10 protein-coding genes are annotated in these 16,470 nt (G+C 37.6%); 4 read left to right on the top strand and 6 right to left on the bottom strand.

Features of this window, described 5'->3' with window-relative positions; translation table 11 throughout:
- The first annotated feature begins 12 nt into the window (after window positions 1-12).
- Window positions 13-1,071, top strand: a complete 1,059-nt coding sequence (locus tag ACFIM8_RS01915) for a glycosyltransferase family 4 protein (RefSeq protein ID WP_375607748.1) — start codon at window positions 13-15, stop codon at window positions 1,069-1,071.
- Between the two features lie 1,231 nt (window positions 1,072-2,302).
- Here the strand turns inward: ACFIM8_RS01915 and ACFIM8_RS01910 are convergent.
- Window positions 2,303-3,697: a TrkH family potassium uptake protein gene (locus ACFIM8_RS01910; RefSeq protein ID WP_375606332.1), complete on the bottom strand. Its 1,395-nt coding sequence runs from the start codon at window positions 3,695-3,697 to the stop codon at window positions 2,303-2,305.
- A 310-nt stretch (window positions 3,698-4,007) separates the two neighbouring features.
- On the opposite strand from ACFIM8_RS01910, the gene trxB reads away from it, so the two are divergent.
- Together trxB and ACFIM8_RS01900 are read left to right on the top strand one after the other, a co-directional pair.
- On the top strand, window positions 4,008-4,964 hold the full coding sequence (trxB, locus tag ACFIM8_RS01905) for a thioredoxin-disulfide reductase (RefSeq protein ID WP_375606331.1): 957 nt from the start codon (window positions 4,008-4,010) through the stop codon (window positions 4,962-4,964).
- A gap of 42 nt (window positions 4,965-5,006) precedes the next feature.
- On the top strand, window positions 5,007-5,912 hold the full coding sequence (locus ACFIM8_RS01900; RefSeq protein WP_273791217.1) for a LysR family transcriptional regulator: 906 nt from the start codon (window positions 5,007-5,009) through the stop codon (window positions 5,910-5,912).
- A 1,167-nt stretch (window positions 5,913-7,079) separates the two neighbouring features.
- On the opposite strand, the gene ACFIM8_RS01895 is transcribed toward ACFIM8_RS01900, so the two are convergent.
- From ACFIM8_RS01895 to ACFIM8_RS01880, 4 genes are all read right to left on the bottom strand, one after another.
- Window positions 7,080-8,282, bottom strand: a complete 1,203-nt coding sequence (locus tag ACFIM8_RS01895; RefSeq protein WP_375610130.1) for a pyridoxal phosphate-dependent aminotransferase — start codon at window positions 8,280-8,282, stop codon at window positions 7,080-7,082.
- 317 nt (window positions 8,283-8,599) lie between these two features.
- Window positions 8,600-8,809 (bottom strand): cold-shock protein, encoded by a 210-nt coding sequence (locus tag ACFIM8_RS01890; RefSeq protein WP_012754908.1) that lies wholly within the window; start codon window positions 8,807-8,809, stop codon window positions 8,600-8,602.
- A gap of 247 nt (window positions 8,810-9,056) precedes the next feature.
- On the bottom strand, window positions 9,057-12,542 hold the full coding sequence (gene carB, locus ACFIM8_RS01885; protein WP_375614401.1) for a carbamoyl-phosphate synthase large subunit: 3,486 nt from the start codon (window positions 12,540-12,542) through the stop codon (window positions 9,057-9,059).
- Between the two features lie 175 nt (window positions 12,543-12,717).
- Window positions 12,718-12,909 (bottom strand): hypothetical protein, encoded by a 192-nt coding sequence (locus ACFIM8_RS01880; RefSeq protein WP_375614400.1) that lies wholly within the window; start codon window positions 12,907-12,909, stop codon window positions 12,718-12,720.
- A 443-nt stretch (window positions 12,910-13,352) separates the two neighbouring features.
- Between ACFIM8_RS01880 and ACFIM8_RS01875 the strand changes: the two genes are divergently transcribed.
- Window positions 13,353-13,874 carry a methylated-DNA--[protein]-cysteine S-methyltransferase gene (locus ACFIM8_RS01875; RefSeq protein ID WP_375606327.1) on the top strand — a complete coding sequence of 174 codons (522 nt, stop codon included), beginning with the start codon at window positions 13,353-13,355 and terminating at the stop codon, window positions 13,872-13,874.
- Here the strand turns inward: ACFIM8_RS01875 and ACFIM8_RS01870 are convergent.
- Entirely contained in the window at window positions 13,871-16,192 is a 2,322-nt protein-coding gene (locus ACFIM8_RS01870; protein WP_375614399.1) for an ATP-binding protein, read from the bottom strand. The two genes, ACFIM8_RS01875 and ACFIM8_RS01870, sit on opposite strands and share 4 nt — an antisense overlap.
- Window positions 16,193-16,470: the final 278 nt, after the last annotated feature.

Below are 16,470 nucleotides of genomic sequence, written 5' to 3'. Positions count from 1 at the left end.
ATATGGATTATTATGCGTATCTCTTTGGAAGAAACTGAGGTTATTGCGCCTCATTTAAAAAAGCGTTTGTCGGGAGTGACATCTACGATTATTCAGCTTATTCCACTACAGCGCGAACAGGGGGTGCGTATATCTACTTTGGGATTTGGATTACCACAAAACTTGCCTGCTCTTACCTTTAGGGACCTTTTCGGACTTTGGAAAAGTCCGAAAGGGAAATCATTTCGTATTTGGCATGCACGACGCAATATTGAGATGCTTTGTGGGATCTTTTTACGCGATATCTTGCGAATGAAGCTGAGGCTTATATTCACATCGGCTTCACAACGCCATCATAAGCCTTTTACCAAATGGTTGATTCGCCGTATGGATAGAGTTATTGCTACCAGTACGCATACGGGTGCTTATCTAGAAGTGCCTCACAAGGTTATTATGCATGGGGTGGATGTAAGGCGTTTTACGCCACCACAGACTCTTAATGATTACTTTTCTTCAACAGGATTTCCAGGAAAATATGCGGTAGGATGTTTTGGACGTGTGCGTAGCTCAAAGGGAACAGATTTATTTGTTGATGCTATGATAGCATTATTGCCCCACTATCCTGAGTGGACAGCACTTATTGCTGGTCGTACGACAGAACAACATTATCATTTTGAAAAAGAATTACGCCAAAAGATTGCTAAGGCTGATCTGAATGATCGCATTATTTTTCTTGGTGAGATTCTGGATACACCTTTATGGTATCGTCGTTTATCACTTTATGTGGCACCTTCTCGTACAGAAGGTTTCGGTTTAACACCATTAGAGGCAATGGCATCACAGGTTGCGGTTGTAACGAGTGATGCGGGAGCTTATAAAGAGTTGGTAGTAGCAGAAACAGGAACGGTTGTAAAAGCAGGAGATGGTTCGGCTTTAACGGCAGCGATTGAACTTTATTTTTCTGATGTAGAAAAAACATTAGCAGCCGGAAAGAAAGCTTTAACCCATGTTCGTACTCACTTTCCTTTGGAAAAGGAGGCAATTGAGATTGGAAGTATTTACAAAGAACTGTTTGCGGAAAAAATACTTTAAAATATATTATATCAAAAATCTTCTTGAGGAATGATAAAAAGTGTTTCCTTTAAAGGTTTTTTATGATCATCAAGAAAACATCTCAATTATATAAGTGTTATTTCAAAAAATTTATCATGTCTTTCATATAACGCTATAAGAAGTTCTCAAAGTTTGGGATCAAAGATTAAAAAATCTATAGGTTTGAGAGCGATATATGGCTTATGACAAAGCATACGAGGAGAGAGAAGAATTATTTTAATTCCAGCAATATTTTAGAATGAGAAAATAATACTTTAACTTTTAAAGTCTAGAGATTTATGCACTATCTTAACGCTGTCATGCTAATATTATTACGTTTTGTAAGACTTAAATATAGAGCAAAAAAATTCTTATCTTAAATGAGAGAAAATTTTTGAGGTTTTCTCTAGTATTTTCATGGATAAAATAGTTGTACATATTTTCGGGTAGTAGAAATTCATAAACAAAATGTGCTTTGATTAATATATTGATATCATATAAATAATTTATCTTTGCAATTTGAATAAGAACTTTCAATATCGTATGATTCTTCCATGTCAAATCTGTTTATAGTAAATCAATAAAAACTATACATTTGCACGTCACAATTGGAAGAGAGCATGTGGCGGATAAAAACTATTTAAGAAAGGTGTAAAGAGATTTCTTATAAATTGTCTGAAATGCAGTCTGTTGCACATTAACAGCAGAAAAATAATATGATGGTGCTAATTGTATCTTATGTTGTGGTTTCGGTATGCACTTTATTATTTAAGTAAAAATGATGGGACCAATTAGATCTTATACCTTTCATAAGAATTGTTGTGAAATGAATAAGATGAGTATTGTGAGATGTTTTTTAACAAGCTCGTAAATTTGTAATAGAATGCATTCTATTTTCCATAAAGATGTTGTTCTATTAAAGAGAAAAAACACTTTTATCAGCAAATATTCATATTTTTGCATGAGGGATTATTCGTAAAAGAATGTTCTATGCGTCCACTTTATTTGATAAAGAAGATCAATAAAGTGAAGTTTTATATGTTATGGCTTTGAGAGTATTGGTATTTGATTGTTTTTGTTGAATTATTTTTATATCATTGATATGATGTTTTGTATGAAATTTTAGGAAATCTTCAGTAGATTGGGTGAGGGGTGAATATTATGACGCATACTGTTCTCGCCTTTTTATCTTGTAAATTTTTTATCATGGTAGCATAAAATACTCTATGCATTAGAATTGTTCACGCCAGAAAGCGGGAATAAAAAGGACGAATATTGTTATGATTTCAAGGCGTCCAGCTAACATTAGAAAACTTAAAATCCATAAAGCATTATCATTGATTGTAGAGAAATTACCTGCAGGGCCAATGATATCTCCAAAGCCTGGACCAACATTTGAAAGTGCGGTTAAGACACCTGTAAAGGAAGAGGTAAAGTCAAGACCGGTTGTAAGCAAAAGTGCAGTGCCGATAACAAGGCAGAACATATAAAGACATACAAAAAATAAAACGGCTTGAGCAACATCGTTTGATATATTTGAGTGATCATAGCGAGCTTTTACGACAACATTAGGAGAAAGAAGTTTTTGTATATTTGTTTGTGTAATACGCCAAAGAATAATAAGGCGATTGATTTTCATACCACCAGAAGTAGAACCAGCACACCCACCTGTAAAAGAAACAATAAAGAAAATTCCAAGCGCAAAGGGGCCCCAAAGTTGATAATCTTCAGCACTGTAACCTGTGGTACTAATAATGGATGAAAGGTGAAAAATGGCATCAAGAAAAACCAAATGGAAAGCGCGATGATCATGAAACCGTAGCCACACTGCTAAAGCAAAGCTGAAAAGGAGAACGATATGGAGAAAAACAATTACTTGTGGATCAAGGAAGCGTTTGGAGTGTCCAGGAAGAACTAATTTAACATAAAGGACGAAGGGTAAAGCAGAAAGCAACATGAAGATTGTTGAGATAATTAAGATAGCTGGTGTATTAGAAAAATAGCCAAAAGAAGCATCGTGAGTCGAAAAACCAGCAGTTGCTACTGTACTCATTGCATGGTTAATGGCATCAAATAAATTCATGCCTGCAGCAAAATAAGAAAGCATACAAGCCAATGTGAGACCAACATAAGCTATGATAATTCCATTAGCAATTTGGTTGATGCGAGGCAATATTTTTTCAGATTTATCAGATGATTCCATATGAAAAAGTCGTACTCCCCCCACACGCAGTGAAGGCAAAATCAAGAGGGCTAAACCGATAAAACCGATGCCTCCAATCCAGCATATGATAGAACGCCATAACAAAATACTTCGCGACAAATTATCAAGACCCGAAAGGACTGTAGAGCCTGTTGTTGTAATTCCAGAGACAGATTCAAAGATGGCACCTGCTAGAGAAATGGGTAGAGGGGAAAGATAAAGAGGTAAGGCACCCACGATGCTTCCTGTGAGCCAAAGACAAACAGTGAGCATAAAACCAAGGCGTGCTGAAAAACGACAAGTAGCCCCCTTAGTTGCTAAAAGAATCAGCGTTGCTAACATGGTGGTTATGGCACAAGAATAGAGAAAGCTTATCCAATTACGATTGTTGTCGTGCAAATCCACAAAAATTGGCAAAAGCATTGCTCCTCCCATGATTAAGGCAAAACGTGCACAGACATTGATAATAAATTGAAAAATGATCGTTCCCTATCTTTGTATCTCTTTTTATTATGGTTTTGTGCTCATAAGAAGTTACATTTTTCTCTTTATAGGATAAGGATTAATTCTTAACATTAGCGCGCCTTGATGAATTAGTAATCAGACCTTTTCATAAAACTTGAAAAGAAGTATACATAACATAATTAGGGCTCTTGAAAAATATTTTTTTAAAAGGCTGCATTCCGTTATCATTTATAGAATAATTAATTTATAATAAAGTGAAGGGGATTTAATGGTACAATCTCATATTCGTCTGCTGATTATTGGCTCAGGTCCGGCTGGTTATACAGCGGCGATCTATGCAGCAAGAGCAATGCTTAAGCCGGTTTTGGTGACGGGCTTGCAGCAGGGTGGGCAATTAACAATTACAACTGATGTTGAGAATTATCCAGGTTTTGCAGATCCCATTCAAGGACCATGGTTGATGGAGCAAATGGCAAAACAAGCTGAGAATATGGGGACAAAAATTGTCTATGATACAATTATAAAGGCTGATTTGTTGAAGTATCCTTTTGTTTTATATGGGGATTCAGGAACACAATATTCTTGTGATGCACTGATTATTGCAACAGGAGCTCAAGCGCGCTGGCTTGGTTTAGAAAGTGAACAGACCTTTATGGGCGGAGGTGTTTCCGCTTGTGCGACATGTGATGGCTTTTTTTATCGTGATAAGGACGTTATTGTCGTGGGAGGAGGAAATACGGCTGTTGAAGAAGCACTTTATTTATCGCATTTGGCTAAAAGTGTAAGCGTGGTTCACAGGCGGGGGCAGTTTCGGGCAGAAAAAATTTTGCAAGATAGGTTGCTAGCTTGTAATAATGTACGTGTTCTTTGGGATCATGTGGTCGAAGAAATTTTGGGGCTACCCGCTCAAGATTCAATGGGCGCTGTTGTAACAGGGGCACGTCTGAAAAATGTTAAGACAGGTCACGAGATGAAAGTGAATGCAGAGGGCATATTTATTGCCATTGGGCATGATCCTGCTGTTTCTCTGTTTGAAGGACAGCTGAAACAAAAACAAAGTGGCTATTTATGGACAGCACCGGACTCAACAGCAACAAGCATTGCTGGTGTTTTTGCTGCTGGGGATGTGACAGATGAAACATTCCGCCAAGCTGTAACAGCTGCGGGAAGAGGATGTATGGCAGCGTTGGAAGCAGAACGGTTTTTGGATATACTCAAGCGTTAGTCACCCATTGAGAACATAGAGAATATAGAGGTAAAATTAATTGTGGCGCCACCGTTGGATTGGGATAAGTTAAGGGTTTTTCACGCTGCAGCAGAAGCGGGATCTTTTACGCATGCTGCTCAAAAACTTCATTTATCTCAATCAGCCGTTTCACGACAGGTTTCGGCTTTAGAACAAGAGGTTGGGGTATCCTTATTTCAACGTCATGCGCGTGGTTTGATTCTTACAGAACAAGGAGAAACTCTTTATCGTACAGCTCATGATGTTTTGATGAAGCTTGAAAGTGTGCGTTTGCAATTAAGTGAAAGCTATGCAAAACCAACGGGGCACTTGCGTGTGACCTCGACCTTTGGAATGGGGGCAGGGTGGATTGCAGAGCGTATGCCAGAATTTCTTAGTCTTTATCCTGATATGCAGGTTCAGCTTTTGCTTTCCGATGAAGAGCTTGATTTGACAATGTGTCATGCGGATTGTGCTGTTCGCTTACATCAACCCAAACAACCTGATCTTATACAAAGAAAACTCTTTACAATTCATATGCATGTTTATGCTTCGGAAAAGTATATTGCAAATTATGGAAAGCCGGAAAAATTGTCTGATCTCGATGAGCATCGTATTATTTCGTTCGGTGAACCGGTTCCACCTTATTTGTCTGGTTTAAATTGGTTGGAAAAGGCTGGTAGAAGTGATGGATCATTGCGCGTTTCAGTTCTACAAATCAACAATATCATCTCAATAAAGAATGCGCTTATGCGTGATCTTGGGATTGCTGTGCTTCCTGATTATATCGTCAATAATGATGAGCATTTAGTGCGTCTTTTTCCTGATATGGTTGATATTCCTTCTTTTGATACTTTTTTTTGTTATCCTTATAATTTAAAGAATTTGGCAAGGTTAAATGCTTTTCGAGATTATATTTTTTTAAAAGCCCGTCAGTGGTCTTTTTAATATTAATATCTTAATTTATAAGGGACAATTAGCTATTTTGCAACTTGAGACTCCCGTAATATTCTTTCGTTTCAAATTTGCCTATATTGAATCAATTAAAATTATTTGTTGCACATTAAAAGTGGAGGGAGTCTGTGCGGATAAATATTTTTGAAAAGAGGGATAAATGTTTTTTATGAATGCTAGCAACGGTGAGGGTTATTATATATTGAAAAATGGAAAATCGTGTGATGGTGTAGTTAACATTTTTACTATTTAATTAAAGAGAGTGGTACATGATGGAGACAAATTTAAAGCTATGTGTTTATCGCATAGCAGATACGCTTAAGTCTTTATTGTGCTTTTCCTTATAAAATGACATAGAATATTATCTCTTGATTATGTTGCCTCCCAGTTTCGTTTTCTTGAGTGTTCCCTTACGAAGATCTATCAGATTGATTTTATCTCTGAGGATTTTCCAAATTTGCCGGACATATGTCCGGCTTTTTTTTTAATTTTTGAAAGAGTCCCTAGAAATTGCAATATATGGGAAGATGATAAAGAAAAAATTTCGAAACTGGCGGATATCCAACAATTTTTTTAAGAATACTAAAATTCAATGAGGAATTTGAGAGGGGGTATTCTACTGTACTGTAAAAGTCTGTCTTTTAGGAGCGTGATATAAAATATTTAAAACCTTATACATGAAGTGCTTTTTATTAGAATGTGAGATGAATATTTAAGGCAGGTCTTGTTCATAAAGCCTATGAAGTAAATCAAGTAGTTATTAGATAGAACTTAAAGGAAACTGGATTGTTTACACAACGATGGGAGGTGGCTTCTTCTTCATTTTAGGACGAAGAAGAAGCTGAGAAAGAAATAGAAGAGATTTTATTGTAAGGGCCTTTGATTATAAGGGCAATTGTGTTTAAAAGTGCTCGGTCTTTTTTAGAGTTATAAATTGAATGGAGAAAGCAGAATAGGCTTGTCATCTCTTATGATAAGAGACCGATTCATTTATTTGATAGCTAGATTTTTTTGATCTTTATCTACAGCATCTATTTTTGTGTTTATTCATAGATATTTTTGCTGAATCGATAGATTTAGACCATGACGCAGTTTCTGGTATTTTCTCGGATATACTAACATTCGGCAAAAAAACAATCACAAGAGATGATGTTAAAAATTTTAAGTTAAACTGTTGCAAAAGCGCTGGATACGTAAGCAAGCTTCTTCAAGCAGTTTTTCTGATGTTGCATAAGAAATACGAAAAGTTAATCCAAGTCCAAAAGCAGACCCTTGGACGACAGCAACAGCCTCTGTTTCTAGAAGCGCTATGACAAAGTCTTCATCATTCATAATACATTGACCGTTAGGTGTTTTCTTACCAATAAGTCCTTTGCAAGAAGGATAAACATAAAAAGCACCTTCGGGTGTTGGACAGTGAATGCCAGGAGCTTGGTTTAACATGGAAACAACGAGATCACGGCGTGCTTGAAAAATACTTTTATTTTTAGTGATAAAGTCTTGTGGTCCATTGAGAGCTTCAACTGCAGCCCATTGTGAAATAACACTCGTGCCAGATGTTTGCTGGCCTTGAATGGTATCCATAGCTTTAATGAGTTCTTGTGGTCCGCCTGCATAACCGATTCTCCAGCCCGTCATCGCATAAGCTTTAGAAACACCATTCATTGTGAGTGTGCGATCATAAAGCGCTGGTTCTACTTGAGCTGGAGTAACAAAGGTAAAACCCTCATACGTGAGATGTTCATATATATCGTCAGTGAGAATATATACATGAGGATATTTTACTAAAACATCGGTGAGTTTTTTCAGTTCATTATATGTATAAGCGGCACCTGATGGATTTGAAGGAGAGTTAAAGATAAACCATTTGGTTTTTGGGGTAATGGCAGCTTCTAGCTCTTGTGGTTGGAGTTTATAAGAAAATTCCGCTTTTGTTTCTAAAAAGACAGGCGTACCATCGTTAAGTGTGACCATTTCTGGATAACTAACCCAATAAGGAGATGGAATGATGACTTCATCTCCTCTATTCAAAGTTGCCATAAATGCATTAAAGAGAATTTGTTTACCACCGGTACCAACAATAATTTGTTCTGGTTGGTAAAGAAGGTTATTTTCTCTTTTAAATTTTGCAGAAATTGCTTGGCGCAATTCTGGAATTCCAGATATGGGAGGGTATTTTGTTTCTCCCCTTCGAATAGCTTCAATAGCCGCGTTTTTGATGTTGTCTGGGGTATCAAAGTCTGGCTCTCCAGCACTTAAAGCAATAACATTTCGCCCTAATGCTTTTAAATGACGGGCTTTTTGAGAAGCAGCAATTGTTGCAGAAGGTTTGATACGAGACAGTTTGTCGGCAATAAAAGCCATAATTTAAAATCCTTATATTATATCAAATGATTATTGCTTTAAGAATATTTTATAAGAGATTATATTGTATGCAATAAAAAACTTCCACAATACTCTTACATAGGCTTTATATTCTTCTTTTTTGAGATTTTTGCAAGGTCATTTCTTCTTAGGTTTTATGAAAGATTTAAAGGAAAGATAGAGGAGGTTTGATAAATTGTGCAAAGGAGATAAGCAGTCTTTTATTTTAACAAGGTAAAATAATGTTTTATACAAAATAAAAAATCTTCGTCGTTACAGACGAAGATTTCTAAATAAAATATTGCAGAATTTAAACTTTAAAGTGCTGCAAGGTTACCAGCGGCAAATTTTCCTGAACGACGATCTTGAAGAACATCATAAGAGATTTTTTGCCCTTCATTAAGACTGTTTAGACCTGAACGCTCGACGGCAGAAATGTGTACAAATACATCTGCACTACCATCACTAGGCTGAATGAATCCGAAACCTTTTGTTGTATTAAACCACTTAACTGTTCCTGTAGACATAGGAAACTCCTTAGAATATATAATTATATTGAGCATTGAAGCTTTTATCCCTTCAATACGGCTGTAGATCGAAATTAGGTGGGAGAAGTTTCGTCGAAAGTGCAGATTGCACAGGAAAGAAAGTCACGTAACCGAAAATTCGATGAAACCTCTATAAAAGTTTTTAGAACAAAAAGCAAGTCTTAATCAATTTTTATATAAAGAAAAAACAAGAAAATAGTGTACATTTTACTAAGTAGAAAAAAAATCAACTAAAATAACTTTGTAGTGAACGTACCTCAAGGTGCCTTTTTTTGAGTGCTTTGATCGCTTCTACGACGGCTTCGGCTCCAGCTATTGTTGTATAATAGGGAACATTTTGCATGAGTGCTGCATAACGTAATGATTTTGAGTCTGAGATGGCACTGGCAGTGCTAGTTGTATTAAAAATCAATTGAATTTGGCGATTACGAATAGCATCTTCAATATGGGGGTGTCCCTCTAGAACTTTGTTGATTTTTTTTGCTTCAACGTGGTGTTCGGTGAGAAATTTTTGTGTTCCACTTGTGGCGACAACAGAAAAGCCAAGCTCAGTTAAACGTTTTACAGGATTTAAGATGCGTTTTTTATCTTCATCCCTTACAGAAACGAACAAAGTTCCCTCTTTAGGGAGTTTTACACCAGCTCCAAGTTGGGCTTTAGCAAAAGCAAGCGAAAACTCATAGTCAAGACCCATAACTTCACCGGTTGAGCGCATTTCTGGACCAAGAAGTGTATCAACACCTGAAAAACGAGCAAAAGGAAACACTGCTTCCTTGACAGCAATATGTTGTTTTTCCTGCAAAGAAGGTAATCCACCATAAGCTTGAAGAGCATCATGAAGCGTTTCTCCTGCCATAATACGTGCAGCCATTTTAGCAATAGGGCGACCAATCGTTTTTGCAACAAATGGAACAGTACGTGAAGCACGGGGATTGACTTCTAAGACATAAATGGTGTCATCTTTTATAGCATATTGTACATTCATTAAACCGCGAACATGAAGTGCTTGTGCTAATGCTTTGGTTTGGCGCTCTAATTCAGTAACTATTTTATTTGAGAGCGTATGGACTGGTAAAGAACATGCTGAATCACCAGAGTGGATACCAGCTTCTTCAATGTGTTCCATAATACCAACGATTAGTGTTTCTTTGCCATCACAGAGACAATCAACATCTACTTCAATTGCTTCTGTTAAATAGGTATCAAAAAGAAGCGGATTTTTACCAAGCAATATATTGATTTGTCCTGTTGTGTCGTTAGGATAACGGACTTTGATATCTTCTGAAATTAATTCAGGGACACTCTCAAGTAAATAATTTTGTAAGCTACGCTCATCACGAATAATTTGCATAGCACGTCCTCCTAAAACATAAGATGGACGTACAACCAAGGGGAAGCCTAGTTCGTGGGCAATGAGGCGTGCTTGTTCGATGGAGTGGGCAATACCATTTTGAGGTTGTGTTAAATTAAGTTTAAATAACAGTTTTTGAAAGCGATCTCTATCTTCAGCTAAGTCGATAGCGTCAGGTGAAGTACCTAGGATGGGGATGTTGTGTTTTTCTAGAGCGCTTGCCAATTTCAAGGGTGTTTGTCCGCCAAATTGGACGATGACTCCAACCAAATCTCCTTTTTCCTGTTCTGCTTCTAAAATAGCGATAACGTCTTCTGTTGTTAAAGATTCAAAGTAAAGGCGATCAGAGGTATCATAGTCGGTTGAAACTGTTTCAGGATTACAGTTAATCATAATCGCTTCAAATCCTGCATCACGCAGTGCAAAAGCAGCGTGGCAGCAACAGTAATCAAATTCAATACCTTGCCCAATGCGGTTTGGTCCACCGCCTAAAATAGCAATTTTTTTGCGTTCAGAAACGTGTGCTTCCGAGTGCTCTACACCTGCAAAGGGAACTTCATATGTTGAATACATATAGGCTGTAGGAGAAGAAAATTCAGCCGCACAAGTATCGATCCGTTTGAAGACGTGTTTAACATTCAGTGATTTACGCAAAGCTGCGATATAATCGGTTTCTTGTCCGATAAGGGAGGCTAATCGCGCATCTGAAAAGCCCATAGCTTTTAACATACGTAAATTATCTGCATCTTGGGGTAATCCATGAATGCGGATACGCTGCTCCATTTCAATGATGGAGGCTATTTGTTCTAAAAACCACGGATCAATTTTGCTAATTTGGTGAATCTCATTTAAAGGTAAGCCTGTGCGCATAGCTTGAGCAATATAGCGTAGACGATCAGGGCTTGGTATGGCAATGGCTGAGCGTATAGAACTTTTTTCATCACCTTCAGCATGCTCTGGAATCACAATTTCATCAAGACCCGTAAGCCCTGTTTCAAGTCCACGGAGTGCTTTTTGTAACGATTCTTGAAAAGTGCGTCCAATTGCCATGACTTCTCCTACAGATTTCATCGCAGTTGTGAGGACAGGTGATGAACCGGGAAATTTTTCGAACGCAAAACGAGGAATTTTTGTCACAATATAGTCAATAGAAGGTTCAAATGATGCTGGTGTTGCACCGCCCGTGATATCATTTTTTAATTCATCAAGTGTATAACCAACAGCCAGTTTAGCCGCTACTTTGGCAATGGGAAACCCCGTTGCTTTTGAAGCAAGCGCTGAAGAGCGAGAAACACGCGGATTCATTTCAATAACAATGAGGCGCCCATTTTCAGGATTGACAGCAAACTGTACATTGGATCCCCCCGTTTCAACGCCAATTTCACGCAAAACAGCAATCGAAGCATTACGCATACATTGATATTCTTTATCGGTTAAGGTGAGAGCAGGTGCTACAGTGATCGAATCACCGGTATGAACCCCCATTGGATCAATGTTTTCGATAGAACAAACGATGATACAATTGTCGTTCTTATCACGAACAACTTCCATCTCATATTCTTTCCACCCTAAAACACTTTCTTCAATTAATACTTCTGTTGTTGGTGAAGCTTCAAGCCCACGTTCAATAATTTCATAGAATTCAGAGCGGTTATAAGCGATTCCACCACCAGTTCCACCAAGGGTAAATGAAGGACGAATAATAGCTGGAAGCCCAACAACATCAAGAGCTTGAACTGCTTTTGCTGTTGCATGAGCGATATAATGTTGTTTGCGATCAGCTTCGGTATGTCGCCAGTTGCGCTCAAGTTCTTCGAGTGCTTTGTCAAGCGCGGTACCAGAAAGCTTTGCTTTAAGTTCAGCACACGTTTTTGCGTGTTGTTGGCGATTTTCTTCTTTCAGTTCTGTTGCATTGGCTAACATAGAGCGTGGCGTTTCCAAACCGATTTTTGCCATCGCTTGGCGGAATAAAGCACGATCTTCAGCTTTATCAATAGCATCAGCATTGGCTCCTATCATTTCAACATGATAGCGGTCTAAAATACCCATACGCTTTAATGATAAAGCAGTATTGAGGGCTGTTTGTCCTCCCATAGTGGGTAAAAGGGCATCGGGACGTTCATGGGCAATAATTTTGGCAACGATTTCAGGCGTAATGGGCTCTATATAAGTTGCATCAGCTAGATCTGGATCTGTCATAATCGTGGCAGGATTAGAATTGACCAAAATAATTCGGTAACCTTCTTCTTTTAATGCTTTACAGGCTTGAGTACCAGAATAATCAAATTCACATGCCTGACCAATGATAATAGGTCCTGCTCCGATGATAAGAATAGATTTTATATCTGTGCGTTTGGGCATGACTTTTTCCTATGACAAATATCTATGTGCGATTGTTGCAGGCAAAATATTTCAGTTTTGAAGCTACAGTTATTTTATAAGTTAAGTGACAAAGAAAGTAAGCATTAAAATACCTTTTCCATGCTTTTTTTCATAAAATTTAAGATAAATTTCTTTTTTGAGTTGAGTCATCTCATCAGTCTATCAAAAGTATGACCTTTGATAAAAAATAATAACAGTGCTCCAACAAATTAGAATATTCAATCATACGTGGAGCATAAAAAGTCGGAACATCTTCCCAATACATTGCTTGCATATTTTGTGTTTTATGACGTTGTTTGCCTAAGAGACCCCGCGCTTTTTCTATTGCTTGTAAAACATAAGCCATTATTTATGGTTTGATGGGATTTCGTACAATGAAATGGGAAACTTATCGTGTTGTTCCGTAAAATACTGCTGTTTAGAGCTGTGATATAAGGTATGAAAATTTACCACATTAAGGTGTTTTTTGTTAGAGCGTATGATAAAATTCAGGACCAAATTTGTCTGTAGAGAGCTTATGAAATAAACCATATAAAATGGTTTCAGTTGGAATCTGTTAAATAAACAATAAGATTGTTGATAAGTCGGCTCTGGTCGAAGTTTCCGTTTTAGGGTAGGGAACGTCAATCTATAGATGTGTCCGTTTCATAAAAGGGTGAGAGTGTATTTTAATACAATGGCTAAGGAGATAATTTCAGAATGATTTTGTTTGTTTTTAAAAGAGAGTAAATACTCTCCCTTTACTTTATGGTGATGTTCAAAACTTTTTAAAATATAAAGAAGGATAAAATGCCGAGCATTTCCCAAACGAGATTTTGTCTGAAAGATGTATCAATAGGAAAGCTTTTGGTGGCTAGGTCTCAAAAAGGGATTTGTCATAGTGCGTTAGGAGACACTATAGAGCAATTACTACAGGAGTTTACGCTACGATTTGGTGATGCACAACAAGTTGTAGGTGACAATACATTTAAGAGAGAAGTTGCCCATATTATAGCCATGATAGAAACACCTAAGCTGGTAAAAAAATATAATTTTCCCTTAGATATAAATGGTACAGTTTTTCAACGACAAGTATGGGCAGTATTATGTGATATACCATGTGGTGAAACAATTTCATATGAGGTTTTAGCATGCCGTATTGGTATGCCGAATGCTTTTCGTGCCGTTGCTAATGCCTGTGCACGTAACGAATTGGCTGTTATCATTCCGTGTCATCGTGTTGTGCGTAAAAATGGTTTTATTTCAGGGTATCGTTGGGGGGACAAACGGAAACAGATTTTACTACAACGAGAACAAAATGGAGAAATTTAACTTTGTGTGATGGGCATTATAATCGTTACAGTTGTTCCTTTCATTTCTTTTGAAGTAATTTCAAGTTTTCCCTTGTGGAGTTCTAGCAAGGAGCGTGAAATGGCTAAGCCAAGACCTGAGCCCGTATGAGATTTAGTAAGTTGATTTTCAACTTGTTCAAAGGGTTGTCCAAGTTTTTTAATTGCTGATTGTGGAATACCAACACCTGTATCTGTAATTTTAAAAATAAGATTATTTTTTTTCTTGAAAGCGCAGACATCAATATTTCCGCCAGAAGGAGTGAATTTAACGGCATTAGAGATGAGATTAAGGAAAATCTGTTTCATTGCACGACCATCAACTTCAGCATGAAGTTCTGGGGTAATGTTTGTTGTAACAGCAATATTTTTTTCTTGAGCCTGAGGCGTTAGTGTTCGTACTGCTTCACTAATGATAGGTTCAAGATCGGTATTTTTACAATCAAGCGTAAATCTTCCAGCTTCGATTTTTGACATATCAAGGATGTCATTGATAAGGGTTAGAAGATGGGTTCCTGAATTATAAATATCATGCATATATTCTTTATAGCGTTGTGAACCAAGAGGGCCAAAGGTTGATTGTAACATAATATCTGAAAAGCCGAGAATAGCATTTAGTGGAGTGCGCAATTCATGAGACATATTGGCTAAAAATTCTGATTTAGCCTTATTAGCACTTTCGGCGCGTTCTTTTTCTGCTTTCAGACTTTTATTAAGTTTTTCAACTTCTGTTGCGCGTTGTTGAGCACTCCCTCTCGCACGTTTGAGTTCTTGAATGAAAGAAAAAAGACGCCTTTCGCTGTCTTCAAATTTTTCCTGTTGTTGTTTAAGCTCAGAAATGTCAGTACCAATACAAACCAATCCTCCATCTTGGGTTCGTCGTTCGTTAATTTTGAGCCAACAACCATCTGCCGTTTGGCGAATACTGGTTAAGTTACCAGTACCATCATCTTTAAGGGGATATTCACTAAGAGCAGGGCGTGCCATGGCTTCGACGGTTGCACGTTGGATACCTGATTGGAGAATTTGTTTAGGAATAGCGGCATATTCGCAAAATTTGCTGTTGGACATGACTAAACGTCCTTCAGCATCCCACAAGACGAAAGATTCTGAAATGTTTTCAATCGCGTCACGAATACGAAGGTCGGCTTGTGCCGTTTGTTCAGCCAATTGTTGCTGTTCACTAATATCGAAGGAAATACCAACCAAATGGGGTTCTTCTTCTTCAGTCACTTCGGCACGAATGCGCATCCATACATAATGACCATCAGCATGACGCATAGGAACGTTAATATCGATATGCTTTTTTTTGCCGCTCATTAATTCCTGAGCAAGGTCAAAAAAATTCGCATCATTTGGATTGATAATGGCGCTAATTTGGGAAATTGAGAGCAATGCATCTTGAGGGACATAGCCGAGCATTTCGTACATTGCTCGTGACCAGTAGACGCGCCCACTGGCCATATTCCAATCCCATAGTCCACAGCGTCCACGCATCATTGCCATATCAATACGGTTTTGAATTTTTTCTGAAACAAGATCTGTTTTGCGTGCTCGTACAATTTGGTTATAATAAGCATAAAGAAGAGCGAGGATAACGCCACTAGTTCCAATGAACATGGTTATATTTAACGAGAGAGCTTTCCGCCATTCCATATAAATATGTTGCATCTTTTCGCTAATGAATACGCCATATTGTCCATTTTCTGTTTGGTGAAATGAAGCAAGAGCAGGGGTATCTTTGCCTATTGTGATTTTCATAACTCCAGCGTGTTGTCCAAGAGATTGTAAAGCAATGCTGTCAGAGATAAAATCTTGCAAAGGTTTTCCTAGGATGATCTCAGAACTTGATGAAGCTAGGACATTGCCTTTTTGATCGACAATAGCAATAACAGCGCTGGTTTTTATAAAACCTTTGTTACGAAAATTGGTTAGGATATTTTGTAAATGATTATGAGAAAGAGCAGCAGCTTTTCCTTGTCGAGTGGCGGCAAGTAAGTCACGGTCGATTGTATTGGTAATATGAGAAGCTAAGAGAGTGATGGTAGAATGCGTGTTTTTATCAATTGTGTTGCGCCAATCATAGATTGATACGAAACGGATTGCTGCAAGCGCAATAAGAAATGCCACAATGACAAATGGAAGTGAGCGTCGCAACCAAGGTTCAATAAAGAGAAGCTTTTGATAGGTAGAGCCAGAAAACAGATGAATACGCTTTGTCTGCGCTTTATGGCTTTGAGCGCTCGATTTTGAATCAGCATATATCTCCGTTGGCGCATTATATGCGTCCAATTTAGCCATCTCTTGTTCCTTTAATTCCGGAATAATGTGATTTAAAAACTGCTTCGATATTCATTAATAACCCCATGAGAGTGCAATGAATCAAAACAGGAGTCTTCTGTCCAGTCTTTTTTTAAAAAAAAGTATTTTACTTTTATGAATTTGGAATATGAAAAGGAAAAGGCATTTTAAACATGGCCTATAAACAGGCTTAGATTGCCTGTTTATAGGTTTAATGATGATCAAAGTAGCTTGTAGAGTTTATTTTTAAAAATATTATAGTATATTGATTTAAAATG

Origin of the sequence: Bartonella sp. AC535YNZD, from assembly GCF_042196625.1 — a bacterium.
Classification (GTDB): Bacteria; Pseudomonadota; Alphaproteobacteria; order Rhizobiales; family Rhizobiaceae; genus Bartonella.
This window is presented reverse-complemented; position numbering and strand designations above follow the sequence as displayed.